Origin of the sequence: Candidatus Marithrix sp. Canyon 246 (genome assembly GCF_001723685.1) — a bacterium.
Taxonomy (GTDB): domain Bacteria; phylum Pseudomonadota; class Gammaproteobacteria; order Beggiatoales; family Beggiatoaceae; genus Marithrix.
Map to the genome: position 1 here is coordinate 130,061 of NZ_MCBX01000038.1, position 25,669 is coordinate 155,729.

Annotated in this window: 22 protein-coding genes; 7 read left to right on the plus strand and 15 right to left on the minus strand. The window is 32.0% G+C overall.

Annotated features, from left to right (window positions below; genetic code table 11):
* The first annotated feature begins 4 nt into the window (after positions 1–4).
* Entirely contained in the window at positions 5–814 is an 810-nt protein-coding gene (locus BHU68_RS13320) for an OmpA family protein (protein ID WP_069472528.1), read from the plus strand.
* Between the two features lie 26 nt (positions 815–840).
* Here the strand turns inward: BHU68_RS13320 and BHU68_RS13325 are convergent, their stop codons facing one another.
* Positions 841–1,434, minus strand: coding sequence for a DUF4760 domain-containing protein (locus tag BHU68_RS13325; RefSeq protein WP_069472529.1), 594 nt, complete (start codon positions 1,432–1,434; stop codon positions 841–843).
* Between the two features lie 138 nt (positions 1,435–1,572).
* Between BHU68_RS13325 and apbC the strand changes: the two genes are divergently transcribed.
* The 3 genes from apbC to BHU68_RS13340 all read left to right on the plus strand — a co-directional run bounded on the left by apbC (position 1,573) and on the right by BHU68_RS13340 (position 3,746).
* A complete protein-coding gene (gene apbC, locus BHU68_RS13330; RefSeq protein WP_069472530.1) occupies positions 1,573–2,667 on the plus strand; it encodes an iron-sulfur cluster carrier protein ApbC in 1,095 nt (364 codons plus the stop codon).
* An 11-nt stretch (positions 2,668–2,678) separates the two neighbouring features.
* Complete coding sequence (dcd, locus tag BHU68_RS13335) at positions 2,679–3,245, plus strand: dCTP deaminase (protein ID WP_069472531.1); 567 nt, start codon at positions 2,679–2,681, stop codon at positions 3,243–3,245.
* A gap of 63 nt (positions 3,246–3,308) precedes the next feature.
* A complete protein-coding gene (locus BHU68_RS13340) occupies positions 3,309–3,746 on the plus strand; it encodes an OsmC family protein (RefSeq protein ID WP_069472532.1) in 438 nt (145 codons plus the stop codon).
* A 44-nt stretch (positions 3,747–3,790) separates the two neighbouring features.
* Here BHU68_RS13340 and BHU68_RS13345 read toward each other — a convergent pair whose 3' ends face one another.
* From BHU68_RS13345 to BHU68_RS13385, 9 genes are all read right to left on the minus strand, one after another.
* Positions 3,791–4,579, minus strand: a complete 789-nt coding sequence (locus BHU68_RS13345) for a caspase family protein (RefSeq protein ID WP_069472533.1) — start codon at positions 4,577–4,579, stop codon at positions 3,791–3,793.
* A complete protein-coding gene (locus BHU68_RS13350) occupies positions 4,576–5,460 on the minus strand; it encodes an OmpA family protein (RefSeq protein ID WP_069472534.1) in 885 nt (294 codons plus the stop codon). Before BHU68_RS13350 ends, BHU68_RS13345 begins: the two co-directional genes overlap by 4 nt.
* The gene (locus BHU68_RS13355; RefSeq protein ID WP_171899546.1) at positions 5,460–7,046 is read right to left on the minus strand and encodes a caspase family protein; all 1,587 of its coding nucleotides are present in this window, start codon (positions 7,044–7,046) and stop codon (positions 5,460–5,462) included. Before BHU68_RS13355 ends, BHU68_RS13350 begins: the two co-directional genes overlap by 1 nt.
* 66 nt (positions 7,047–7,112) lie before the next feature.
* Entirely contained in the window at positions 7,113–7,826 is a 714-nt protein-coding gene (locus BHU68_RS13360; RefSeq protein ID WP_069472536.1) for a DUF4276 family protein, read from the minus strand.
* Entirely contained in the window at positions 7,820–9,067 is a 1,248-nt protein-coding gene (locus BHU68_RS13365; protein WP_069472537.1) for an AAA family ATPase, read from the minus strand. Before BHU68_RS13365 ends, BHU68_RS13360 begins: the two co-directional genes overlap by 7 nt.
* 106 nt (positions 9,068–9,173) lie before the next feature.
* A complete protein-coding gene (locus BHU68_RS13370; RefSeq protein WP_171899594.1) occupies positions 9,174–11,363 on the minus strand; it encodes a TonB-dependent receptor plug domain-containing protein in 2,190 nt (729 codons plus the stop codon).
* Between the two features lie 53 nt (positions 11,364–11,416).
* Complete coding sequence (locus BHU68_RS13375; protein WP_069472539.1) at positions 11,417–13,579, minus strand: TonB-dependent receptor plug domain-containing protein; 2,163 nt, start codon at positions 13,577–13,579, stop codon at positions 11,417–11,419.
* A gap of 58 nt (positions 13,580–13,637) precedes the next feature.
* Complete coding sequence (locus tag BHU68_RS13380; RefSeq protein WP_083234196.1) at positions 13,638–15,500, minus strand: caspase family protein; 1,863 nt, start codon at positions 15,498–15,500, stop codon at positions 13,638–13,640.
* Entirely contained in the window at positions 15,472–16,308 is an 837-nt protein-coding gene (locus tag BHU68_RS13385) for a caspase family protein (protein ID WP_069472541.1), read from the minus strand. The genes BHU68_RS13380 and BHU68_RS13385 overlap by 29 nt, the downstream gene beginning before the upstream one ends.
* Positions 16,309–16,407: 99 nt before the next feature.
* Between BHU68_RS13385 and ung the strand changes: the two genes are divergently transcribed.
* The gene (gene ung / locus BHU68_RS13390) at positions 16,408–17,058 is read left to right on the plus strand and encodes a uracil-DNA glycosylase (RefSeq protein ID WP_069472542.1); all 651 of its coding nucleotides are present in this window, start codon (positions 16,408–16,410) and stop codon (positions 17,056–17,058) included.
* Between the two features lie 50 nt (positions 17,059–17,108).
* Here the strand turns inward: ung and BHU68_RS13395 are convergent, their stop codons facing one another.
* Genes BHU68_RS13395 through BHU68_RS13405 form a run of 3 tightly spaced genes read right to left on the minus strand, consistent with a single transcriptional unit; the run spans position 17,109 to position 19,964 of the window.
* Positions 17,109–18,383: an AAA family ATPase gene (locus BHU68_RS13395; RefSeq protein WP_069472543.1), complete on the minus strand. Its 1,275-nt coding sequence runs from the start codon at positions 18,381–18,383 to the stop codon at positions 17,109–17,111.
* On the minus strand, positions 18,376–19,452 hold the full coding sequence (gene aroB, locus BHU68_RS13400) for a 3-dehydroquinate synthase (RefSeq protein ID WP_069472544.1): 1,077 nt from the start codon (positions 19,450–19,452) through the stop codon (positions 18,376–18,378). Before aroB ends, BHU68_RS13395 begins: the two co-directional genes overlap by 8 nt.
* Positions 19,452–19,964, minus strand: coding sequence for a shikimate kinase (locus BHU68_RS13405; protein ID WP_069472545.1), 513 nt, complete (start codon positions 19,962–19,964; stop codon positions 19,452–19,454). The genes aroB and BHU68_RS13405 overlap by 1 nt, the downstream gene beginning before the upstream one ends.
* 10 nt (positions 19,965–19,974) lie before the next feature.
* On the opposite strand from BHU68_RS13405, the gene BHU68_RS13410 reads away from it, so the two are divergent.
* Positions 19,975–21,522 (plus strand): LysM peptidoglycan-binding domain-containing protein, encoded by a 1,548-nt coding sequence (locus BHU68_RS13410; RefSeq protein WP_069472546.1) that lies wholly within the window; start codon positions 19,975–19,977, stop codon positions 21,520–21,522.
* Between the two features lie 400 nt (positions 21,523–21,922).
* Here the strand turns inward: BHU68_RS13410 and hisC are convergent, their stop codons facing one another.
* Entirely contained in the window at positions 21,923–22,975 is a 1,053-nt protein-coding gene (hisC, locus tag BHU68_RS13415) for a histidinol-phosphate transaminase (protein WP_069472547.1), read from the minus strand.
* Entirely contained in the window at positions 22,963–24,282 is a 1,320-nt protein-coding gene (locus tag BHU68_RS13420; RefSeq protein ID WP_069472548.1) for an ATP-binding protein, read from the minus strand. Before BHU68_RS13420 ends, hisC begins: the two co-directional genes overlap by 13 nt.
* Before the next feature lie 130 nt (positions 24,283–24,412).
* Here BHU68_RS13420 and BHU68_RS13425 point away from each other — a divergent pair, with 130 nt between their 5' ends.
* The gene (locus tag BHU68_RS13425) at positions 24,413–25,582 is read left to right on the plus strand and encodes a hypothetical protein (protein WP_069472549.1); all 1,170 of its coding nucleotides are present in this window, start codon (positions 24,413–24,415) and stop codon (positions 25,580–25,582) included.
* Positions 25,583–25,669 lie beyond the last annotated feature (87 nt).

Consider the following 25,669-nt stretch of genomic DNA (forward strand, 5'->3'; position numbering starts at 1 on the left):
TCTTATGTATATTAAAATAATATTATATAGCTTAATAATGGTATTTGTAATTTCTTGTAATGAGAATACCACAGATTCACAAGTGATTGAGTATAACAATAAAGCAGTTATGCTAGAAGAAGCAGGAAAGTATTCTGAAGCTTTAAAATATTACAAAAAAGCTCTTGATATTGAACCTGAAAATTCAACTGTTTGGTTAGGTGTTGGTGATGTTTACTATAAACAAAAGCAGCTTCCACTTAGTTTTGAAGCTTATTTACATGCCTGTAAAGTTGAGAAAGTGAAAGAATTGTATCACGAGGATCGTTATAAAACTATTGATGATCAAAATCAATTTAATGAAGAAAGTTTGAGTTTGCTATTAAATGCTGAACGCATGAAAGCCATAGATACAATGCTTAAACGTTGTTTAGGAAATACCAAATCAACTATTATTGTTAGTGAAACGAAACCAGAGATTATTTTCCGTAATATTAATTTTAAAACAGGAAAATCAACCTTCAAAAATAAGCAAGCAATTCAATCGTTACGAACATTAGCTGCTGTATGGAATAAATATAATCCAAAACATATGATCTTAATTAAAGGGCATACTGATAGTCAACAATATCCAAATGATAGAAAAAATTGGAAATTATCAGTTGATCGCGCTTTTGCTGTTAGTGATATTTTAGTCGGATTAAAAGTTCCAAGAACTTGTATAGGCATAGCTGGTTATGGTTATAGCATACCGGCAAAAGATTCTAAAATAAATGATTTTGATAAAAATCGACGGGTAGAAATTGAAATACTTTCTCGGAAATGTATTGTTTAATAAATAATCCCCCCGGGGGGGATTTTTTATGCACTATTTTGATTTGAGGATTCTATACCTCCAAGCCTCTTTTGCCATCTTTTATGTAATTCTGTTAAATGAGCATATCTTTGGGGATATATTTCTCTAATTTCATCAATGAATTCTTTAAAAGCATTATGATATAATTTAACTTGATTAGCTACCATAGAAAATGCTACATCTTCATCAGCTACACTATTATCAATGGCTAATGCCATATTTTCCCAATGCCCTAGAACAGTTTGAATATCAGTTTCAATATCTGATTCTTTTTTAACCTTCTCCTGAATAGTTTTTAGAGGCAACTTTCCTTGATCCTTTAGATTTCCAAATGCGTGATCCAATCTAATCTTCGCTTTACGCAAAGTATCACTTTTAAATAAAGAATATGCTAATGCTCCTGAACGCTTATTCCAAAGACATTGTTCTTTTACGGTTTTTTGTAATTCATCTACTTGACCATCTAAAGCTTTAAGACTTTTGAAATGCTCATTAGAAATTTTAATTTGTTGATTAATAAGCCACAAGCCTAAACCTAATATTACAACTACAGATATTTGTAATAACAATTCAATAACAAAAATAAAATTTAATTCCATATCTTTAACCTCTTTATTAAAAATTATAAAATAACATTATAAAATATATTATTATAATATGCAATAAATATTGAATTATGCAACTGCAATACCCAACTTTAGCCATTCATAAGAATTACATAACTAGGATATTATTTAATGACTGAACTTTCAAAACCACAGGTTGAAACAGCACTTTCAGAATACATAGATCCATATTTACAAAAAGATTTAGTATCAGCTAATGTAGTTAAGGATATTCAAATTGATGGTGGTAATGTCACAGTAAATTTAAAATTTGGTTTTCCTACTAAAGGTTACAATGAGGCTATCAGCAAACAATTAAACCTCAAAATTGCTGCCTTAGATGGTGTCAAAGATGTCACTATTCAGATTGACAATCAAATTGTTTCTCATGCCGCTCAAAAGGGTGTTAGTCCAATTAAAGGCGTTAAAAATATCATCGCTATTGCATCTGGAAAAGGTGGAGTTGGTAAATCTACCACTGCGGTTAATCTAGCTTTGGCTCTTTCTGCTGAAGGCGCGACTGTTGGTATTTTAGACGCTGATATTTATGGTCCAAGTCAACCACGTATGCTTGGTCTTAGTAAACAACAGCCTGAATCCAGTGATGGAACTAGTCTTGAGCCTGTTGTTAATTATGATATTCAGTCTATGTCTATTGGTTATCTTGTAGAAGAAGATAACCCAATGATTTGGCGTGGTCCTATGGTCACACAGGCTTTGGAGCAGTTATTAAAGGATACTCTGTGGCGCGAAATTGATTATTTAGTTATTGATTTACCACCCGGCACTGGTGATACTCAATTAACTTTAGCTCAAAAAATACCTGTCAGTGGTGCTGTTATTATTACTACTCCTCAAGATATTGCCTTATTGGATGCACGCAAAGGTTTGAAAATGTTTGAGAAAGTAAATGTGCCAGTACTTGGCGTAGTTGAAAACATGAGTATTCATATCTGTAGTAAATGTGGTCATGAGGAACCAATATTTGGACAAGGTGGTGGATTACGCATGGCTGAAGAAACTAAGGTAGATTTTCTAGGTTCATTGCCTTTAGATATTAGTATTCGTAAAAATGCTGATGATGGTAATCCTACTGTGGTTGCTGATCCAGATGGACGTATTGCACAAATATATCATGAAATTGCTCGCCGTGTATCAGCCAAGTTATCTTTACAAGCAAAAGATTACAGTACCAAGTTCCCAACAATTAAGGTTGTAAATAATTAATCAGTAGAATAGTGAGTATTAAATCTGATAAATGGATCCGCCGCTTAGCGGATTCTTACCGCATGATAGAACCCTTTGAAGCGCAACAAGTAAAACAAAATGCAAAGGGAAAATTAATTTCTTATGGTACATCTAGCTATGGTTATGATGTACGTTGTGCTAATGAGTTTAAGATATTTACCAATATAAATGCTAGTATTGTAGATCCAAAAAACTTTGATAAACAAAGCTTTGTTGATATTATAGCGGATGAATGTATTATTCCTCCTAATTCCTTTGCTTTAGCGCGTACAGTTGAATATTTTAGAATTCCTCGTGATATTTTAGGAATTGTATCGGGTAAAAGTACCTATGCAAGAATGGGAATTGTAGTTAGCAATACTGTAATAGAACCAGAATGGGAAGGGCATATTACGTTAGAATTTTCTAACACAACTCCATTGCCAGCTAAAATTTATGCTAATGAAGGCGTTGCTCAAGTATTATTTTTAGGAGCAGATGAAGTCTGTGAAACTTCCTATAAAGATAGGAATGGTAAATATCAAGGGCAAACCGGGGTTACATTGCCGAAGGCTTGATTATCACTTGATTTATTAAAATTCAATAATATATTAAATGACTTAAATCATTAAGGAAATAATATGGCTACAAAACAATTTAAAATCAGCGCGAAGTTAGTTGAAAACTTTAAAATCGAAGCTCAAATACGCGATCATCATTTAATTGTTGATCAACCAAAGTTAGCTGGTGGAAATAATGAGGGCCCGAGTCCTCTTGAATATAATTGCTTCTCACTTGCTGCTTGTGTACTAAGTATTGGGCAGATTATTGCGAAACAAAAAAGAATCGAGTTGAGAAATTTTGAAGCGACTGTGATCAGTGAACTAGATCCTGATGTATATATGGGAAAAAATAAAGAACTTCGCTCTGGTTTTACCAGTTTTAAAGTTTTAACTAAAATTGATGCTGATATGTCTATAGAAGAAAAGAAAGCATTTTTAGAAGAAATTGATCTTCGTTGTCCAGTTTCAGAAAATCTTCAACAAGCCACCTCTGTTACACTTGAATTAGATCAATAATTTTTATCATTAGTTTGGGCTTACGAAAGAAAGCCCAACAAAATTTAAAATGTATTTTTACAGCGATATTTATAAATAAATGCTGTTACTTCTTTCTTTGTCATTCGATAAATATTTTTTAAACTAAAAGATGGGTATTTTTTCATATTTTTAATAAATATAGATGTAAATAAGCCACCATCACGTAATTCCCAAGCTGCTTGATCTTCTTTAGCCGCTGGATATAAAATCCCTTTTAGAGTAGGCTGAAATGTCCTTCTGGTTCTGCATTTTTTATGTTTTTGTTTATTACTCCAAAATTTAGACTTTGTATGTTGGCAAGCTCCTCTTAATAAGCCGCTAGCAAAACAAGTATCAATCACAGTTAGAATTTTATTGGTTTTTATCTTATTTACTAAATAAACAAAAGCATCATCACTTAAAAATTCCATTCCTTTGCCTGAATAATGAACTGTCACAAAAGCTTCGTCATAACAGTCTTTTTCGTCGCCGCTATGGTCAACTAACTTAGTACCATGCCCAGAAAAGTATATAAATACTTGATCTTGTTGATGTACTAATTTGGCTAATCTTTGTAAAACATATTCAAATTCCCATCGTTTAACGTTTTTAAGCACACAAATATTAGAAGATGGAATACGAAAACGCTTTTGTATGCCTTTAGCAAAGGATACTGCATCAAAATTGCTCATTTTCAAGCCTTTAGTATTGGCTCCCATTGCTAATACAAAAGATGTAGGTTTTTTAGTATGATTTTTCCAACAATTCAATGCTGATGCGCTGATATTGTTGCTTAGAAATACTAATATTAATACTAATAAATATTTTTTCATAAAATTAATTCTACTCTCCTATTTAAGGCGTTAATTTGTTCAGGTGTATATATTATAGCATGTACTAATTGCAACGGTTGTCTTTTTCCTTTACATTTTATATTGATATTTGCTGTTACGCCTACTTTTTCTAAATATTTTTTTACTGCCAAAGCGCGTTGTTTTGAAATTTTATCATTAATAGCATGATTTCCCTTAGTATCGGTATGTCCAATCAAGGTAAGTTTGGTTATATTTTGTTGTTTTATATAATTCGCTAATTGTTGAAGAAATTTTTTAGTTTGACTATCCAGTTTTGTTGTCGCAAAGCTAAACTGTATTGGTATATTTTCTGGTGCCACACCACGTATTTTTCCAAAAATACTTTGACTGCCTGTGGTTAAAATTTGTGTTTGATAAGCTAGTTTTAATAATTGTCTAATAGAAGCTGGTTCTGGTGCTTGGGGTGTTGCTTGCTTATCTCTCATTAAATCAATAGCCTGATTATAGAATCTAGCCGCTAATTGCCACTGATGACGATAAACTGCAATATCCCCGTAGATTGCTTGAGTTCCCCAAGTTGTTATAGGGGCGCGTTTTAACCATGTTTTAGCTGTTTTTATTCGTTGTTGTTGAATTAATTTATCAGCTCGTGCAGCGGCAATTTGCGCCATACTGCGTTTGACATTATCTACATAAGAAACTGAACAATCAGCTTGTCTATTTAATATATATAAGAATTTTTCTAAACTTTCAAAGTCAGATTGCTTAATTGCTTGTTCTACTGAAGATTGGTAGTCAAGGCAACTGCTAGATATTTTAACAGAACGTGTTAGTTTTTCTTTTTTTATTGTTGTACAACTACTAGTAAGAACCAGTATTATTATAAGTATATTTTTCATTATTTATTACCACTAAAAAACGCATATTGCCCAACTTGGCAAGTATTACCACGTAAAGATTTGCTTATTTGTTTGGGAGTGGGCAGATTCGGCTGAACTTTAATTAATAATTGATGCAAATTAGTAACCGCTTGTTTGCATAATATCGCAACTAAATTATCGCCACCAAAAGGTGGAGAAATTTGCATAGCTGGCATATGATAAGGAAAATCATTAATTAATAATGGATCATTATAATTAGCTAATGGATACATTAATTGCAATTCACCATTTCCAGTAAGATTAAAGATAGTTAGTGCATTTAAACCTTCCCTAATATCACCCGGGGCAATAGTAAAATGTAATATTTCTCCTTGTTGATGCAATTCATCTCCCTCACGCAAACGAATATCAATTGGTTTATATTTTTTATTAAACCATAATTCTAAAAATTTTAGCAAACGCGCTTTATCTATTAAGCGTTGCCAATTTTTGTGCTGATTTGAAAACTCAGTGATTTGATCACCTGTATAATTAAACGCTGTTATTTTATTATTATTTATTTGAAACAATAAATCAAATTCTGAACTAGTATTAACTGAACGAAAATGACTTAAATTACTAGGTATTTGAGTCTTTTCTGTTGTAATATTAATTATTACATTAGTTGGAGATGGTGGTAAAGGTTCAGGTGCTGATGCAAGCACAAGAGTATCATCTGCACGTGGTAATAATTTGGGTTTTTGTAGATTATTGGTTTTTTGACTTACCTTTTTTCTTAAAAAATTATGAAGCTCACTACGGCTTAAATAATTATCAAAATTATAATCTGCATATCCCATTAAAGCTTGAGAAAAATACCAACTTAATGCACCATATTGTTTACCTTCAAAAGTAACTTCGCTGATTTTTAATATTTCTTCATCAACTCCCATAATATGAGTGACATGTTGCAAAGTTTGACGTTCATCACCTTGCATAGGTTGAGGAATATTGGCTTTAATTGTCCAATTACCAGCAGTACGCATTTTTCCCAAGGTTTGTCGTTTTGCACCACGCACCATTCCTCTGGAATGACAAGCATCTATAACAACAACAATCTTATAATCACTAGCTTCCTCAAATAAACTATAGAGTTCATCATCAGTAATAAAACCTTGTTTACCATTAAAATCATGAAAAATAAGAGCCTCATCTTGCCCATCTAATTCATCTAAAGGCAAAGTATCTGAGTTTAGTTGAATACCATGCCCAGAAAAGGTCAAAATAACTATATCACCCTTCTTAGCTTTGTTTAACATACTTCTCCAAGCACGATCAAAACCAGCACGAGTAGCCTGCTCATCCAACAAAACACGAGTATTTACATTAGCTTGCTTAAAAGCTTTGTGTAATATCTTAGCATCATTAACAGCACCTTCTAATCGCCAATTAGCTCCTAATTTTGGAAATTTATTAATACCGATTACTAATGCGTGCTGAGATGGTAATTTTTTTATGATCTTTGATGATCGCTCTATTGGTGGAGGAGGATTTGGTTTACAAGCTTGAAATAGAAAAGATATTAATAATAATGCTATATATAATATGTGGTTATGTTTGTTCATAGTGGTTAAATTCATTTTTTTAGACCTGACAGGTTTTTAAAACCTGTCAGGTCTTTCGATGTCAAATTATTTTTTTGAATAAATTCTTAAAGATAAATCATCATACCATTCTCGAAAAATTGAACATTTATTCCTGAGTGTTTCAATTTTAATTTCTTTTAATAACAAAGGCGTATGTACTCCTTTGCTAAAAATTTCTTTGCAATTATATTGTTCAGTCGATTCAATCAATGTTTCAGACAATTTTTCTTTGCAACAATCTCTATCAGGATCATATGCACTAAAGGATTCTGGGGCATCAAAGGCAATGTTTTTGTTTTGACTTAGCCACCAACGCATTGCTTGGTGGTTGTTACGAAAATCTACATGTTTGGCAATCGTGTTATTCCAATCTGCGATCAGCCACGATTCTATTTCAGGTGCAGCAAATCCAATTATACGTTCTATATCTTTTGCTGCTTTAACTGTATCAATTGCTTGCAAAAACATTTCTATTTGTTTATTTTGATCACGACAATCTAAATCATCTATCACTAAAATTAAATCACAACTTTCTTCATTGTCTAAGGCAGTTTTCAAACGTTCTTTGATTTGTTTTGCTAAACTTTTGCTAGTTTTACCATATCCATAAGATACACCAGCTTTTCGTTTGCCAGCAGGTTTTTGATAAATAGGTGTTTTTCTATCAAATTGACAATCTGGAAAATGTTTTTCCAGAAAGTTAGGAACTAAACCATGAACTTCAGATTCACCACCTCCTGCAAATAACCATATTACCAAGGCCAGCCTCCAATATCTGGATCACCAACGCGATAAAGATCACCTATTTGCCAGCCTTCTTGAAGTGGTTTTAATAAGCGTTTTCTTGATAAATGTTTTGGAACAAAATTATCTTTTTCTTTACAGAAACATATTACATCTTCTAAGTTATCAGTAAAATGATCCAGCAAATCTGGGCTATGTGTCGCAATTATAACTTGTGTTTTTTTAGCGGCTTTTTTTATCCATGCCGCTAATATATTCATCCAAGATACATGCAATCCTAATTCAGGCTCATCAATAACTAATAATTTTGGTAAAACCGGAGAATGTAAAATTGCCGCCCAACACAGCATACGCACCGCACCATCTGACATTTCATTTAAATAAAATGGTTCTTCAATATTTTCAAAATACCATTCTATTGTTAATCCTAAACGTCCTGATGGAATAGCTCTTACTCTACGTGTGGTAGGCAAAATAGTTTTCATTGCATTATTAATAATTTCATCAAAATCAATATTTTGATTGATTTGATTAAATAGAACCAATGATAAATTTTCCCCTGATGCTGATAGGAAAATTTCTTGCCCACCAATTTTAGGTTCATAATTGCGAATATCATGTAAGTTCATATTATTTGCATTATAAAAACGCCACTGAGCTATGGTTTCTATTAAATGTCGTCGTACTTTATATATAGGCGCAGTTTCTGGGGAAATTTTGCTATTTTCAAGTAACTTGCTAATGCTGATTAATGCTAAGTCATTGATAGGTACATCATGTAAAGGTTCAAAACCCTTTTCAGATTCACACATAACTATGCCTTCACTACTTTTTGTATTATGGCATTGATAATAAAGCTGATCTGTAGTTGTACGCAATAATTCTTTATGTATTGTCACCCGCCTACCATCACCAGATATATCTAATTCTAATTCAAATATAGCTCCATTAGGCATAACATTAGTCATAGTAAATTCAAATTGAAATTGCACACGAGCTGGACGATTTATTTTACTATTTAATATTTTAGAAGTCCCTAATTTATCAATTGCGACTTCTAAACCTGTTAATCCAATATCTGTTTCAATTCTAGCTGTCACACAATTTTTTAAAAAATTTAATATTCCAATTAGATTACTTTTGCCACAACAATTAGGACCAATGAAAACATTCAACTTATTTAGATCAAGTGTTTCTTTAATAAGTAAATTTTTATAATTTTGCAGAATTATTTTTTGAATAGATGGATATGACATGTTAGTACATTTAATGTATCGTTATGTTTGTTCATAGTGGTTAAATTAATTTTTTTAGACCTGACAGGTTTTTAAAACCTGTCAGGTCTTTCAGCGTATAAAAGACTTACCAATTACCCTTATACCCAACAGTAAGCATAAACCATCTCCCCGCCTGTGGATATGGATGAGTGACACTTCCACCTTGATAATAGTCTTCATCAAGTAAATTATACACTCGTGCATCTAAGAAAAAGTCTTTCCACAACTTATCCCAACGAAAACCAGTATTAAATAATACTACATCATCCACCTCGTTATTTGGTTCATGAAATTTAATGTTAGGAAATTCAATGTTTATTGGTGATAATTGTTCACCAATATATCTGGCTGTTAGATTCAACCATAAATCTTGAGAGACAGTTTGATTGTTAAAATTGAATAATTCAAAAGGATTTACATTTAAAATTAAATTAGCAGTCCAATTTGGCACATTCCAAATTTGATCATCTGATACGCCATAGTTTTCTGCGCCATCTGCTGCTTGATAAGTTAGATTAAATGCAAGATTGTAGGCATTTTGATTATAAGTAGTTTCATTTTCAATTCCCCATTGCTTTAAAAAACCATAATTCTGAATTGGGCTTTCCCCATTCTCTGAGTTATTATTTCTTACAATCACATTAGAAAATTTATTATAAAAAATATTAAAACTACTAGTAATTTTTCCTTGTGCCAATTTGAAGGTAGGTGTAACTTGATAAGATTCCATATATTCTGGTTTTAGTGCAAACGGATTGTTCAAATTAGGATAATAATTGTAGTATTGATATACATAAGGTGCATCGACAAAAGATTTTGCATAAGATATTTTTAAGTTAAACTGATCATACGGTTTCCATATTAATGCTAATCTAGGTGACATTTCATCAATACTTTCTCCTTTATGACGATCCTTTTTATCAAAACGCACCCCAAAATTACCCAATAAAGTATCAGTAATATTATGTTTTATTTGAGTAAATAGGGAAGTTATTGTTTCTGTTCCTGTATCGAATATATTATATTGTTTATTATCCACAAACTGTAACCATTCACCAGCTTGACCATATATGGAATTACTATCATACAGTTCCATTGTATTAATTTGAGTGCCTATCATCCATCTACCAGCACCAAAAAAATTATAAGGTTTGCTTAATTGGGCAATTAATCCATAGCCTCTATCATAGGCTGTTATGAAAATAGCATTTTTTTCAACTTGATTACCAACATACATCTCATTATATTCATATTCATCATAATAAACTTGAAATTGTAATTTTAAATTATTTTCAAATTCTTTAACATAATCCATACCTAAATGTGAAAATGTAGCAGCTTGACCCGGACCCACTCCATGTAATTGCCGATAATCAGAATAGTTATAAGATTCTCCACCTCCTGCTAATGAGGCAGAGTCGGACATAAGAGAAAAAGGACTTATATATCTAGCACGTCTTTGACTAGCCAATAGTGTGAAATCACCAAATTCATAACTTAGTCCTACATCATAAGAACCGGGATCTTTGACTCCATCCAAGATTGCATAAGAATCTTTTGGTTCTCTGGAATAATCTTCATTAGTAGGCACACTCGCAATTTCGCCTTCACTTGTATAATAACTACCCCATAATAAAAGATCACTTTTTCCATTATCAAATTCATTACCAAAAAGAAAACTTAATTTTCTTTGTCCATAGTTACCCATACTTACACTCACTTCTGTACCATTTATATCTGTGCCTTTTTTGGTTATCAGGTTAATTACTGCTGTTAAAGCTACATTGCCATACAAAGATGAGCCGGGCGCACGTAATACTTCTATACATGCAAGTTTATCCAAACTAATACTAAAATCAGGATTAGCATTTGAATAAGAATGTGAATTTAGACGATGACCATTTAATAAAATTAATATTTTTTGTTGAGAACTGCCATAAATGCCCCGTTGTGCAACATTCATATCACTATGACTTTGCACATTAGTCATTCCGGGAACATAGGTAATTAGTACATCTTTAAGTGTTCTAGCACCAATGTTTTTCATCATATCGCTATTAATCACAGTTACGGGTGCTGGTACTTCACTTAATGGTTCAGATTGGCCAGATGCAACTTCAACTTCTTGTAACCAGCCTAGTTCTTCATCATAAACAGAGCCACAAGAACCTGCAAAGGCATGAGATGAATAGATTGTTAATAGTGTAATTAAAATTGTATAAATTGTTTTTATTTGTTCCAATAGTACATTTAATGTATCGTTATGTTTATTCATAGTGGTTAAATTCATTTTTTTAGACCTGTCAGGTCTTTCAGCGTATAAAAGACCTACCAATTACCCTTATACCCAACAGTAAGCATAAACCATCTCCCCGCCTGCGGATATGGATGAGTAACACTTCCACCTTGATAATAGTCTTCATCAAGTAAATTATACACTCGTGCATCTAGGAAGAAATCTTTCCATAACTTATCCCAACGAAAACCAGTGTTAAATAATACTACATCATCCACTTCGTTATTTGGTTCATGAAAGCTGGTGCCATTAGGATATTCAATGTCTATTGGTGATAATTGTTCACCAATATATTTGGCTGTTAGATTTAACCATAAATCTTGAGAGACAGTTTCATTGTTAAAATTGAATAATTCAAAAGGATTTACATTTAAAATCAAATTTGCTGTAAAATTTGGCACATTCCAAACTTTTTCATCTGATATACCCTCATTATCTTCACTATTTGCTGCTGCTTGGTAAGTTAGGTTAAATGCTAGATTGTAAGCATTTTGATTATAACTAGTTTCATTTTCTATTCCCCATTGGTTAAAAAAACCATGATTCTGAATTGCGCTTTGCCCCTGATGTGCATGATTATGTCTCATAATAACATTAGAAAATTTATTATAAAAAATGTTAAAACTACTAGTAATTTTCCCTTGTGCCAATTTGAAAGTGGGTGTAACTTGATAGGATTCCATAGTTTCTGGTTTTAGTGTTAGCTGATTGTTGGGATTCTGGGGATCATTATAGTACTGAAAGACATAAGGTGCATCAACAAAAGCTTTTGAATAAGAAAATTTTAAATTAAATTTATCATATGGTTTCCATACTAATGCTAACCTAGGTGATATTTCACTAATATTTTCTCCTTCATGACGATCCTTTTTATCAAAGCGCACACCAAAATTACCCAATAAAGTATCAGTAAAATTATGTTTTATTTGAGTAAATAGGGAAGTTATTGTTTCTGTTCCTGTATCAAAGACATTATTTTCTCTATTATCCATGAATTTTACCCATTCACCATTTTCACCAAATATTAAGTTACTATCATATAGTTCCATTGTATTGATTTGAGTGCCTATCATCCATCTACCAGTACCAAAAAAATTATAAGGTTTGCTTAATTGGGCAATCACTCCATATCCTCTGTCATAGAATGATAAAAATCCAGCATTTTTAATAGCTTCTTTATTAATTATAAGCCTATTACTTTCAGTTTCATCATAATAAACTTGAAATTGTAATTTAAAATTATTTTCAAATTCTTTAACATAATCCATACCTAAATGTGAAAATGTAGCAGCTTGACCCGGACCCACTCCATGTAATTGTCGATAATCAGAATAGTTATAAGATTCTCCACCACCTAAAGATAAGATCTGAGAATTGGATACTTGAGAAAAAGGGGTTATATATCTAGCACGTCTTTGGCTAGCCAATAGTGTGAAATCACCAAATTCATAAGTGAGTCCAATATCATAGGAACCGGGATCTTTAACTCCATCTAAAATAGCATAAGAATCTTTTGGGTCTCTGGAATAATCTTCATTAACAGGCACACTCGCAATTTCGCCTTCACTTGTATAATAACTACCCCATAATAAAAGATCACTTTTTCCATTATCAAATTCATTACCAAAAAGAAAACTGACTTTTCTTTGCCCATAATTACCAATACCTACAGTAATTTCAGTACCATTTACATCAGTACCTTTTTTTGTTATAAGGTTAATAACAGCCGTTAAAGCGGCATTACCATATAAAGATGAGCCGGGCGCACGTAATACTTCTATACATTCCAGTTTATCTAAATTGATACTAAAATCTGGATTTGCGCTTAAATAAGAAGCTGAATTCAAACGATGACCATTTAACATAATCAAGATTTTTTGTTGAGAAGCACTATATACTCCATGTGAAGCAACATTAATATCACCTTGATTTTGCACATTAGTCATTCCAGGCACATAGGTAATTAGTACATCTTTAAGTGTTCTAGCACCAATGCTTCTCATCATATCACTGTTAATCACAGTTACGGGTGCTGGTACTTCACTTAATGGTTCAGCTTGGCCAGATGCTACTTCAACTTCTTGTAACCAGCCTAGTTCTTCATCATAAACAGAGCCACAGGAACCTGCAAAGCTATTGGATGAATAGATTGTTAGTAGGCTAAGATAAATTATTTTAAGTATTTGTTTTTGCATTATTATTTTATATAAAAAGACCTGTCAGGTTTTTAAAACCTGACAGGTCTGATAGATTTTACTTTTCTGAGAGTTTAGTTTTAACTAAATCTGCACGATTATAACCCTTGTTATTGTTTAATTTATACCCACGTCCACGTAGCCAAATAGATAATTTGTCCCCACCTCTACGAGAAGCTACAAATGCACCTGTTTCTGGAACAACTGTCAGCCATTGTTGATCCTTAAAAACTACTAAGCGGGCTATATTTTTCTTAGTTTTTAGATCCCATAAAAATATTCCATCATTTCCAGCAGAAATAATTCGATTTGAATTGGAAGTAAATTTTACTGAATAAACATCATTTTCATGTTTAAAAGTATGTATTAGTCTGCCATTAGAAGCATTCCACAGCTTTACTGTATTGTCGCGACTACCTGATACAATTTTTCTACCATCTGAAGATACATCTACAGAAAACACTGAACCACTATGCCCCCAAAAGCGGCGTAACATTCTACCGTTCATATTCCAAACTCGTAAAGTATTATCAGTATGTCCAGAAACAATACGATTAGCATTAGGAAAAAATGCTACTGACATAAAATAGGAAGAAGTTCTATAGCTACGTCGCAATCTACCAGTATCTAAATTCCATAAACGCATGGTTCTATCCCTATGACCAGATAAGGCAAAACGTCGTGAAATATCCATTGATAATACCCAATTGCCTCTCTTAAATCTACGTATCAATCTGGCATTGCGTCTATCCCAAAATTGCAAAGTTTTATCATAACTACCAGATAACACATAACGACCATCAGAAGAAAAATTCACAGAACTAACAAAGCCATTATGACCTCTATAAGTATCTAATAATCTGCCATTATTGACATTCCAAATTCTCACAGTTCGATCTCGACTGCCAGAGATAGCATATCGACTATCAGAAGAAAAAGCTACTGAACTGATAATATCCGAATGACCAACAAAAGTTCTAACAAGCCTGCCACTTTTCAGATTCCATAACCAAAGTTTTCTATCTTTTCCGCCCGATAACAAATAGCGTCCATTGGGTGAAAAAGCTACTGAACTTAGTTTGGTGATATGTGTTTTATCTATTTGTATTTTTGCAATTTTTGGTAATTCATGTTTATCTGTTGTTTCAGTAATCCTTGCTTTAATTTTCTTCAGCGGCAAATACAATGGTTTTCTTAAAGAAATTTGACGATAGGGCCATTGATAACCATAAGCTCTTACTGCCTTATTGACATTATCAAATATGGTTTTAATTCGTTTGCGTTTAGTTGTTTTAAGTTCTTTTAGCAACAATTTTACATATAAACTATTGCGTTTATAGTTGCTTGTTTTTCTTATAGTTTTATTTTTATAAGCACTATAAGCTATTAATGAATAACCAGTATTTCTAATACTAGTCAAGCCACCCCTACCACCCGGATAAGGTTTTTTACGACTAGCATCTAATATAATTATATTACCTTCATTCCTAACTCTTTTTAGTCGCGCTAATAATTTACTAACATAAAAAGCATTTCGTTTTACATCTACTTGGTCTAAAATATTGTTATTATTGATAGGTATAAGATAATTTTCTCTTTTCCAATAAGACTTTACTTGTGTACCATGCCCACTGAAATAAAATAATCCAACACCACCTGATTTTTTCAGACAGGCTGTAAATTCAATGCTTGCTTGATTGATTTGTGGATTAGAAAGGTTGGTTTTCAGGATGACTTGAAATCCCAACTTTTTAAGAGCTTTAGCTAAATCAGTGGCATCATTGACAGGCTGTGTCAGCCTGCCATTTTCATATTGACTATTACCAATCAATAAGGCACAATTAGCATAAACTGTATCAAATAAAAACAATAATAACAGAAATAAATATTTCCTAGAAACAGCCATCAAGACAATATTCATCTTCTAATGTAGAAACGTACCAAGGATGTTGTTGATTTTGACTTTCCTTAACTACTGGTTCATATACATCCATAAATACTTCATCTATTGGTTTATTTTTATTTTCACGCATCTTCTTAAGCAAATATGTTGTGTATAAACCATTAGAACCATCGCCATCATCAGCAGTTTCACCTTCATCAGCGGCAAAAGCAATAACAGCTCCACCACCTTTAGAAGATGTTTCCATACGTTTTAAACCACGTTTTAGACTTTTTCCACTACCTTCATATGGATTATCACGACAAGCATCAGCAATAATAATATTGACACCATCAGAATTAACTTTTTCCATTTGGTCTTTAACTTCGGTTCTTATATTAAAGGCTTGATGTCTTAAATCATGTTCACGCTTAATTCTTTCGTTATTAGTAGGGATAATATAATTTTCATCTTTATTTGATCTAGCACCATGCCCAGAAAAATAAAATAATGCTACTTTTTGATCAGCAGATTGTGGTATTTTTCTAACAGAATTATGAAAATCATAAATAACTGTCTTCATTTTGTGTTGATTTAAATCAATTGCGCGAGTTACATAAAAACCCATTTCTACTAAACTATTACTCATATCTATAGCGTCATTAGTAGAATTATTTAATCTTTGATGAGTATATTGACTATTGCCTATTACCAAGGCTCTTTTTGGACTTTTGGAGTCACCTAATAATTCAATCTGATTATTTCGCGCCAGATAAGATTCAGGCTTGGTAGAATTACAAGCACTGATAAACAAGCTTATAATTAAAAGTGGATAGATTTTTTGCATAGTTTTTCCTTTTGATATAGATAATATTATTTTATAATAATACACTTATGATAAAATATATCATAATTTTAATATTTAAACAATAATGAGGATCACAATATGCAAATACCAACAATTTGGCAAAACAAATTAGCCGCTGAATTTGAAAAAGAATATTTTAAAAAATTAGTTTCATTCCTGAATCAGGAAACTGAAACAATTTATCCAGCAGAAGATTTAATTTTTAACGCCTTTGAAAAATGCAGTTTTGATGATTTAAAAGTCGTAATTATTGGACAAGATCCCTATCATGGCTCAGGGCAGGCTAATGGTTTGTGTTTTTCTGTAAATGATGGAATCAAAGTTCCTCCCTCCTTAAACAACATTTTTAAAGAAATTCACAATGATTTGGGAATTGAAAAGCCTAAAACAGGCAATTTAGAATCTTGGGCTAAACAAGGAGTATTATTGCTAAACTCGATATTAACAGTGAAAGCTAATCAAGCAGCTTCACATAGAAATCAAGGTTGGGAAATATTTACAGATGCTGTTATTAAGTTAATTTCTGAACATAAACAACAAGTAGTGTTTTTACTATGGGGCAAATATGCTCAACAAAAAGCTAAAATGCTTGATTCTACGAAACATTGCATTTTAACAGCAGCTCATCCATCGCCTTTATCAGTTCGTTATTTTTTTGGTAATAAACATTTCAGTAAAACTAATCAATATCTTCAACAAGTTGGTAAAGAGACTATTGATTGGTCTTGAAAAGACCTGACAGGTTTTTAAAACCTGTCAGGTCTAAAAATCTTAATAGCTTATTCAATCAACCCTTGCACGCTAGCAATACCACGAATCCAAGGCTTAGTATTTCTTAATTCTGCCGGCATGTTTTGCAAAGCTGCTTGGGCTTCGGTTCTACTCGAATAAATTCCATAAACTAATACATACCAATCTTTATTCCGATATGTAGTTTTAAACATCGCGAATTCCGTTATATCTGAATATCGTTTGGTAAACTTTTGTAAGTTCCTTAATTCATGAGTGCCTAAAATTTGTAATGTATAATTATTTGGATTTTGAACTGATAACCAATCTGCCTCTTTAACTCTTTTCTCTGGTATCTCTTTCGGCTTTTCTGTTTCTTTCTTTTCTGCTTCTACTTTTACTTCCGTTGGAACAATATAAGGAACTGTAGCTATTGGTTGAAAAATTGGTACACTAGTTTGCTTTTCTTCTATAGATTTCCAATAAAACAATAAACTTAAACCCACTACAACCAAAGCAATAGCCACACCCCATATCGATTTAGATTGAGGAGCGAATGTATGAGGTAAATGAATATCATGCCTCTGCTCAGCAAATTGTTGTAAAATTTGTTGAGCATAGATATTTATCTTGCCTGCTAAACCTTCTGATCTTTCATAAATTTTTTTTATAACTTCACTATGAAATGGATGAATATTATTATATCTAGTGTCATGTAAACGAAATTGTAAATAATCTCGTACCTGAGTATCAGAAAATACTGGCACATCCAAAGTATGAATTAAAGTATTTTGTACCATTTTAAATTCTGGTGCCGCTAAAATACTAGTAATTTGCGGCTCACAAAATAATACCACCCTCATTCTAGTCGGTGGTTTACCCTGCATATTTAATTCAATTAAAAATTTTAAAGTAGCTAAGGGTAATTGGTGAGCATCATCTACAAATAATACCGGTATTTGCCCATTATAACGAGTCGCTGCGATATGATTACGTAAAGTATCTTGTAAAATCGCAAAAGGTTTACCATCATGACGCACATGAAATGTATTCAAAATTGATGATAATAATACTTCAGAAGATAAAGCTGGGCTAGTATCAGGAGTATATATCCACCAATGTTGACATTCTTTTTCGGCGATTCTCCTTAATTGGTTCAATAAAGCAGTTTTACCGCCATGTTTTTCAGCTAATACTAATAATAATTGTTCACTATTTTCTATTAAATGACGAATTAAATTAATTCGCTGACTTAACTCAGAGGTTAAATAATAGCGATGTGATGTATTACCAAATGGATTATTAAAACGATAATCTTCAGGCATAATTTTTCTGGAGAGTGTTCTTTAATAATTGTGAATCATATTGATCAGTAATAATGGCTTGACCAATATTTTTTAATAAAATTAAACGAATTTTACCATCATGAACTTTTTTATCAACTTGCATTAATTGCAATATTTGTTCAACTGTTAAAGCTTCTGGAATAGTCGTAGGTAAAGCCATTTTTTTAATCAGTCTCTTAATACGGCTGACATCATCATCGGCTAACCATCCTAATTGGGCTGAAAATTCTGTTGCTAAACATATACCAATAGCAACTCCTTCACCATGCAGACATTTACCATAACCCATTCCAGTTTCAATAGCATGACCAAAAGTATGCCCCAAATTGAGTAATGCTCGTCGCCCACTTTCACGCTCATCTTCAGCAACAATTTGTGCTTTATTTTGACAAGAGCGTGCAATAGCAAAACTTAAAGCTTGCGAATCACGAGCCAATAAATCAGATACATTATTTTCTAGCCACTCAAAAAATTCTAAATCATTAATTAATCCATATTTAATAATTTCAGCCAAACCCGCGCTCAATTGTCGATTATCTAAAGTATCTAAGGTATCAGTATCTATTATTACACATTGAGGTTGATGAAATGCGCCAATCATATTCTTACCTAAACTATGATTAACGCCAGTTTTGCCACCAACTGATGAATCAACTTGAGCTAATAAAGTAGTTGCTATTTGAATAAAAGCCACACCGCGCTGATAACAAGCGGCAGCAAAACCCGTCATATCACCAACAACACCACCACCCAAAGCTACTAAAGTAACTTGACGATTAAACTTATCAGTTAATAACTGATCAAAAATTTGATTTAATACTGTTAAATTTTTATATTGTTCACCATCTGGTAAAATTACCGATGCAACTTTATTATAATCCTTAAAAGCTCTAAGTGTTTTTTCTAAATATAATGGCGCGATAGTCTCATTAGTAACGATTAAAACTTGTTGACTTGAAGCTTTAATCAATTCAGCCAAGCCTAATAAATTTTGACCGATATAAATCGGATAACTGCGTGATCCTAAATTAACATTTAAAGTTTTCATTATAATTCTCCTATATGGTTTAATACTGCTTCAACTACTTCTAGTATATTTTTTTTTCCAGTATTTATAGTAACATCTGCAACTTCAGTATATAAATGATGTCTTTGTTTTAACAATGCTTCTAATTTAGTACGCGGATTACCAGTTTTCAATAAGGGGCGATTATCATTATTAGCCGTGCGTTCTAATAAATCATCGACATCAGCATGTAAATAAATAACATAACCACGATTTTTTAATAAGCGACGATTAACAGGGTTTAATACAACCCCGCCTCCTGTAGATAAAATAATATTTTTTAGATTAGTTACATCTATAATTATCTCTTGTTCGCGCTTGCGAAAACCGATTTCGCCTTCATATTCAAAAATTAAAGGAATTGTTGCACCGGTACGGATTTCAATTTCATTATCACTATCAAGAAAATCTTGATGTAAAATATCAGCTAAATGACGACCAATCGTCGATTTACCTACACCCATTGGTCCAATTAAAAAAATATTATAATTCATAGGAGTTTATATGTTCAAAAAAATAGTTTTAATATCATTAAGTTACTTGTATTTAATCACTAATATAGCGCAGGCGGTTATTTGGGAAGGTGAAAGTGCTGGTTTCAATATTCGTTGGACAAAAAGCGAAATTACCGCCACAACACCTTTTGGCAGACAAATATTTTCAACTACACAATTAGCTCAAAAAACTTTTGAAGCTGATTTTTTAATGGATAAATCATTATATAAAAATAATCCATGTGAATATCAACGCAGTTTTGCCCTATTATCAGTTGTTGGTAGCATAATTACAATTTCTGATAGAGAATATACCAGTTGTAAAACAATGGTGCATCCAAGTGTAGATCACAACTTTAGAGTAATTGATTTAGCAAAGTCTGCTCAAACAGTTAAATTAACTGATTTATTTTTAGAATCAGATATTCTAGCAGCATTATTGAATGACAAAATAATTCAATTAAGTCTAAAAGGTAAAACGCCAACAAGTCTAACAGAATTATTTAACGTTTTAGAATGGTCTGAAATTGTGATTAAAGATTGTACTTATACGCTTCCAATAGATTTTTTAAGTCAATTTGCATTTCATCATGTAACAGCAACACAAGTAGCAATTCGTTTACATTTACAGCCCATGGCTCATGTTTGTGAATCTAAAAATGCGCAATTAGGTTTTTACTTGCCCATTCCTGCAACATTAAGAATGCCGTTAAATCGCGCTCTTTTAATGCAAGATCAAATTAAAAAGACTAGCACGATAAGTTTTTCTACTACAAATTACAAACCTAAACCTAAACCTAAACCTAAACCTAAGACTGAAGAAAAATATGAATATCACACAGTAGTTGCTGGAGATACTTTATATAGTATTTCTAGACAATATCACATAAAAATTGATGATCTTACTCATCTAAATAATTTATCTACATATATTTTAGAAATAGGGCAAAAATTACGCTTGCCTAAAAAATCAACTACTATTTTAAAACAAATTGAATTAATAGAATCTATAGAACGCTCAAAGCAGCCTGTAGAAATTGAAGCTGCCGCTGAATTAGAATTATCACATTTAATCAATTTGCAAAAACTATGTAATACAATTAATACTCAAAATCAACAAATGAGATTTCGCACATGGTTAAATAAGCGAGCTGATAAACAATTGCTTGAATATAGCAATGGTAAATGGCTAGTTCATTCACAAGCTTTTTGGAAATTACATGACAAATATTATCCACTTCCAATCTCAGACAAAATAGACTGGCAAGCGGCTGAAAATTTAAATATTGGTAATTGCGATTTTGAATGTAGCTTAGATTGGCTAAATCAAGCGACAGTAACTTACCTAAAATATCATCCAACAGGCAAATATGTTGATCAAGCATTGAATAAAATTCAGACATTTATTGATAAATATAAAAATCAAACAAATCTTGTAAATACCAAAAATTTACCAAGATTATTTGCTGTGATTCATATAACAGTAGGCAGAACTAATCATCACAATACAAATCGGGTATTGGCTAATCTTGATAGATTGCGTGAATCAGTTAATTAAGCTATGTTACGCAAATAAGTTAAATGTAGTTAAATGTAGGGTGGGTAGAGCGGAAGCGAAACCCACCAAAGCTATGTTACGCAAATAAGTTAAATGTAGTTAAATGTAGGGTGGGTAGAGCGGAAGCGAAACCCACCAAAGCTATGTTACGCAAATAAGTTAAATGTAGTTAAATGTAGGGTGGGTAGAGCGGAAGCGAAACCCACCAAAGCTATGTTACGCAAATAAGTTAAATGTAGTTAAATGTAGGGTGGGTAGAGCGGAAGCGAAACCCACCAAAGCTATGTTACGCAAATAAGTTAAATGTAGGGTGGGTAGAGCGGAAGCGAAACCCACCAAAGCGAAACCCACCAAAGCTAAAATGGTGGGTTTCGCTTCCGCTCTACCCACCCTACAAATTCTACAAATTCTTAAATACGCTTATAAAACGCTCAGTATCTTTTATGGTTCCAATGCTTACTCTAAATGTATCTTCAATACCTTGGGCGATCATTGGACGTACTAAGATACCTTGTTGTTTCAAATAATTGACGCTTTCATCTCTATTTTTTGGCTTCACTAGCATAAAATTAGCGGCACCGGTATGGTAGTCTATTTTATGTGGTTTCAAAAATTTCTCTAGTAATGGTTTTGATTCAGTCATTACTTCATTTACATATTGTTTCCATCCAGCAGGATTTTCTAATTGGGCTTCTGCTGCCGCTAGTGCGCAACTATTTACATCAAATGGCGCACGAATCTTATAAAATTGAGAAATAATATCAGCGTGAGCAAACATATATCCAAGTCGTAAACCCGCCATTGCAAAAGCTTTTGAAAATGTCCTAATAATAATTAGGTTATTATATTGTTCTAATAAAGCTTTGCAGGTTACGCCAGTAAATTCAAAATATGCTTCATCCACCACTACCGGCAAATTAGGATTTTCTGCCAAAATGGTTTCTATTTGATCTAGTTTTAAGGCAGTACCTGTGGGATTATTAGGGTTAATTAGAATAATTAATTTAGTATTTGTTTGTACCGATTGCAAAAACTGCTCAAAAGGAAAACTCATATCTGAATTATAAGCTACAGTTTGTACATCGGCACCAATAACTTTAGCAACCTGAGTAAATATAGGAAATTCCGGTTGAGCAATCAGCATAGCGTCGCCTGCTGCTAAATATGCTCTTAAAATAATTTCAATAGCTTGATCAGAACCATTAGTAATAATTAATTGCTTTGCTTCTACACCAACATATTGACACAGTTTAGGTAAAAAGCTACTGTAATCTGGGTACATTTGTAAATGTTGATCATCAATCAAATTTTTCAGCGCGATATTGACACATTCAGGTGGAGCTTGAGTATTTTCGTTTAAGTCTAAACGTAAATATTGTTTTCTATCTAAATTGCTCCAAGGTGGTGAGTATGCCGACATAGCGGCAATATGTGGTTTGACTAGTGGTAGCATTTTAAATTATCAAGACTCAAAAGCCTATATTCTATCTCATAATCATTATAGTTTTTAATTAAATTAACAGATTTTAATATAAGTTTTTGTTTATTTAATTTTTTAGGATTAATTTTAACTTCACATATAAGCAGTTCTTTATTTATACTGTCAATAGCTACAATATCAATTTCATTTAAATTACCTCTTTCCCAATATGAACCAATTTCGGTATATTTGTTTGTGGATTTTAATATTTCTATATGTAACTTTTCCAAAAGCTTACCACTAAATGTAGAAAAATCTCTATACGCAATAATTTTTAACTTTTCAAAATTTTCTAACTCAACTAAAGATTGATATTTATAGATAAATCTAAACCAAAATAGTAAAAAATTATCGACAATTTCATATTTTTGCACTTTTGAATTTGGTTTTGCAACTATTGGTTTTATACTTTTTATAATATTGTAATCATTTTCTAATCTATATAAATGCCCTGATATATTTTTTTGTAATACTGATTCGATCTCTTTTTTTGATGTTTTTGATGAAGCAATTAGAGAAAGAATAGAGAAATATATCCCATATTCTTTACCAAATTCTTCAATCAGTCTATTTTTACCCTCATTTAAAAATAGTGAATTAGATGAGAAGATAGTATCAATGATTTTATCAAAATCAAATGCTTGATAAAGTACAAGTAGTTCGATATATTTTGCAATACCACCTGTAAAAATATAAAAATCAAGTAAATTTTGATTTGAATAACTATTATAATCTGCTAAAATTTCTGTTAAAACATTAACTTTAAATGGTTTTAAATCTATCTTAAAATCAAGCCTACCAAATAGTGGTTCATTTTGATCTTCAAATATCTTTTTCATAAGTGAATAGATAGAACCACAAGCTATTAAATGCAGTTTTGCATTATCTTTGTTTATATCCCATAATTTTTGTATTGAGGAATAGATAGATGGATTGATTTTTAAAAACTCTTGAAATTCATCAATAATAAGTGTAAAGGGGGTAGTTTTTGAAATGTCTAAAAGATATGCAAAAAGTTGTTCAAACTTATTAATATTTCCAAAGATAGGAATATTTAGTTTTGATTGAATTTCTAAAACAAATTCTTCACAAAGCAGTGCTTCATTTTTTTTAGCTACAAAAAAATAAAGAGTTTTGATATTTTTGGTAGCTTGTAAGGATAAAGCAGTTTTTCCAACTCTTCTTCTACCAATAATCATAGTAAAAATTGCTCTTTTAGCTTTGTGAGAATCAGCATTTTTTAATATTTTGATCTCATTTTCTCTATTGTAGAACTTCATTATAATAACCTCTGTTGTGATAACGTGGGTTATTATAATGAAGTTTTGAAAAATTTTTTTGGCAAAATTGAGTCTGATGTCCGTCTATTATATTTAAGGCGTATAAAAAAATAATTTTTGGAGGATGAGTATGAAAAAAGTCATTGGCAGTATTTTAGGTATTAGCTTGTTAAGTAGTTCAGTTGTAGTGGCTCATGAGAATGAGGATTGGAATTTAAAGCCGCTGGGATTGGATGGTATAGTAAAATTTGATAAAGAAGCCCCACAATTTACTGGGTTGTTGTATTCAGAACAACATTCTTCTGATACGGTTATTTTAAAGAAAGATATTTTGCCAACTACAGTAGGTGTTGAATGTATTTCTAAAATCAATCCGATTGTAAATTCTACAAGCGTCAAAAAAGAGCCACTGATATTAGCTTTTGTAACCGCAGTTTTAGGAGTAATTTATGCACAAAATGGTCAATTACTTCCTCAAGGTGTTTTAGATACTGTTAAGTATGAACGCATCAGAATGACGGGTAGCATTTTTCAAAAAAAGGAGGATTCGAGATTTACGGTTGAAATAAAGGCTTTTGGTTTATCAGTAATAGCACAGTTTTCAATTTTGAAAACTAAAGATTCAAAAGGATTTCCTAAAGTATCCTGTGGATTCCGCAATGATGAAAAAATTAATGGCATGGAACTGGAGTCTTTTAGGAAGTATTTGACTATACAACAACATGTTAATAATTCATTAGAATTGATCAAGCCATTTATTAGAGAAATTAAAGCTGAACTGAAATCTTCTTCAGATACTAGAGCTTTAAGAAGCATTAGCAATAATTTTGATGAGGTTATGCAAGGGGCATTGATGTTAGCACAGCCGCTGGTGGAAGTTTTAGATTCAAATGCAATAACTTGTTCAGGAGAACTATGTGATTATAGTGGTGTTAATAACATGTTTAGAACATATTCTTCATATCAGACATGGGTTAGTGGCAGTGATTATCAAAATTTTTTAAGTACTTATACACCTAGTAGTAATGTGAAATCAGTGTCGGTGATTAATGATGATAAAGTACCTGATTTGGAAAATGATACTGACGCTGTACATATTGAGAAAGTTGTTAAGATTCCACTTAAAACGACTACTTTTAAGGTAAATGGTGAGACTATTGATGAAATTAGGATTGTTTCTTCTTTAAATACACCAACAGCTACACCAAATTTTAATAGATCTAAAATTGTAGTTGAAAAAGATAATATTCGCCGTTGTTGTTCCATAATAATGCGTCGTACCTTTTTTGTTAGATGGTAATATACTACATAAATAATAGTACAGCGAATTACGAGGATAAACGAATAAAACCAATTACATTCCATTCGTTTATCCCCGTAATTCGCT

Bases quoted from the DNA above. Each gene is read 5' to 3' on its own strand.
- BHU68_RS13325 (WP_069472529.1), bottom strand. From the start codon at position 1,434: ATGGAATTAAATTTTATTTTTGTTATTGAATTGTTATTACAAATATCT.
- BHU68_RS13345 (WP_069472533.1), bottom strand. From the start codon at position 4,579: ATGAAAAAATATTTATTAGTATTAATATTAGTATTTCTAAGCAACAAT.
- BHU68_RS13370 (WP_171899594.1), bottom strand. From the start codon at position 11,363: ATGAATAAACATAACGATACATTAAATGTACTATTGGAACAAATAAAA.
- apbC (WP_069472530.1), top strand. From the start codon at position 1,573: ATGACTGAACTTTCAAAACCACAGGTTGAAACAGCACTTTCAGAATAC.
- BHU68_RS13355 (WP_171899546.1), bottom strand. From the start codon at position 7,046: ATGAACAAACATAACCACATATTATATATAGCATTATTATTAATATCT.
- BHU68_RS13395 (WP_069472543.1), bottom strand. From the start codon at position 18,383: ATGCCTGAAGATTATCGTTTTAATAATCCATTTGGTAATACATCACAT.
- hisC (WP_069472547.1), bottom strand. From the start codon at position 22,975: ATGCTACCACTAGTCAAACCACATATTGCCGCTATGTCGGCATACTCA.
- aroB (WP_069472544.1), bottom strand. From the start codon at position 19,452: ATGAAAACTTTAAATGTTAATTTAGGATCACGCAGTTATCCGATTTAT.
- BHU68_RS13385 (WP_069472541.1), bottom strand. From the start codon at position 16,308: ATGCAAAAAATCTATCCACTTTTAATTATAAGCTTGTTTATCAGTGCT.
- BHU68_RS13425 (WP_069472549.1), top strand. From the start codon at position 24,413: ATGAAAAAAGTCATTGGCAGTATTTTAGGTATTAGCTTGTTAAGTAGT.
- BHU68_RS13375 (WP_069472539.1), bottom strand. From the start codon at position 13,579: ATGCAAAAACAAATACTTAAAATAATTTATCTTAGCCTACTAACAATC.
- BHU68_RS13365 (WP_069472537.1), bottom strand. From the start codon at position 9,067: ATGTCATATCCATCTATTCAAAAAATAATTCTGCAAAATTATAAAAAT.
- BHU68_RS13405 (WP_069472545.1), bottom strand. From the start codon at position 19,964: ATGAATTATAATATTTTTTTAATTGGACCAATGGGTGTAGGTAAATCG.
- BHU68_RS13380 (WP_083234196.1), bottom strand. From the start codon at position 15,500: ATGAATATTGTCTTGATGGCTGTTTCTAGGAAATATTTATTTCTGTTA.
- BHU68_RS13350 (WP_069472534.1), bottom strand. From the start codon at position 5,460: ATGAAAAATATACTTATAATAATACTGGTTCTTACTAGTAGTTGTACA.
- BHU68_RS13340 (WP_069472532.1), top strand. From the start codon at position 3,309: ATGGCTACAAAACAATTTAAAATCAGCGCGAAGTTAGTTGAAAACTTT.
- BHU68_RS13320 (WP_069472528.1), top strand. From the start codon at position 5: ATGTATATTAAAATAATATTATATAGCTTAATAATGGTATTTGTAATT.
- BHU68_RS13420 (WP_069472548.1), bottom strand. From the start codon at position 24,282: ATGAAGTTCTACAATAGAGAAAATGAGATCAAAATATTAAAAAATGCT.
- ung (WP_069472542.1), top strand. From the start codon at position 16,408: ATGCAAATACCAACAATTTGGCAAAACAAATTAGCCGCTGAATTTGAA.
- BHU68_RS13410 (WP_069472546.1), top strand. From the start codon at position 19,975: ATGTTCAAAAAAATAGTTTTAATATCATTAAGTTACTTGTATTTAATC.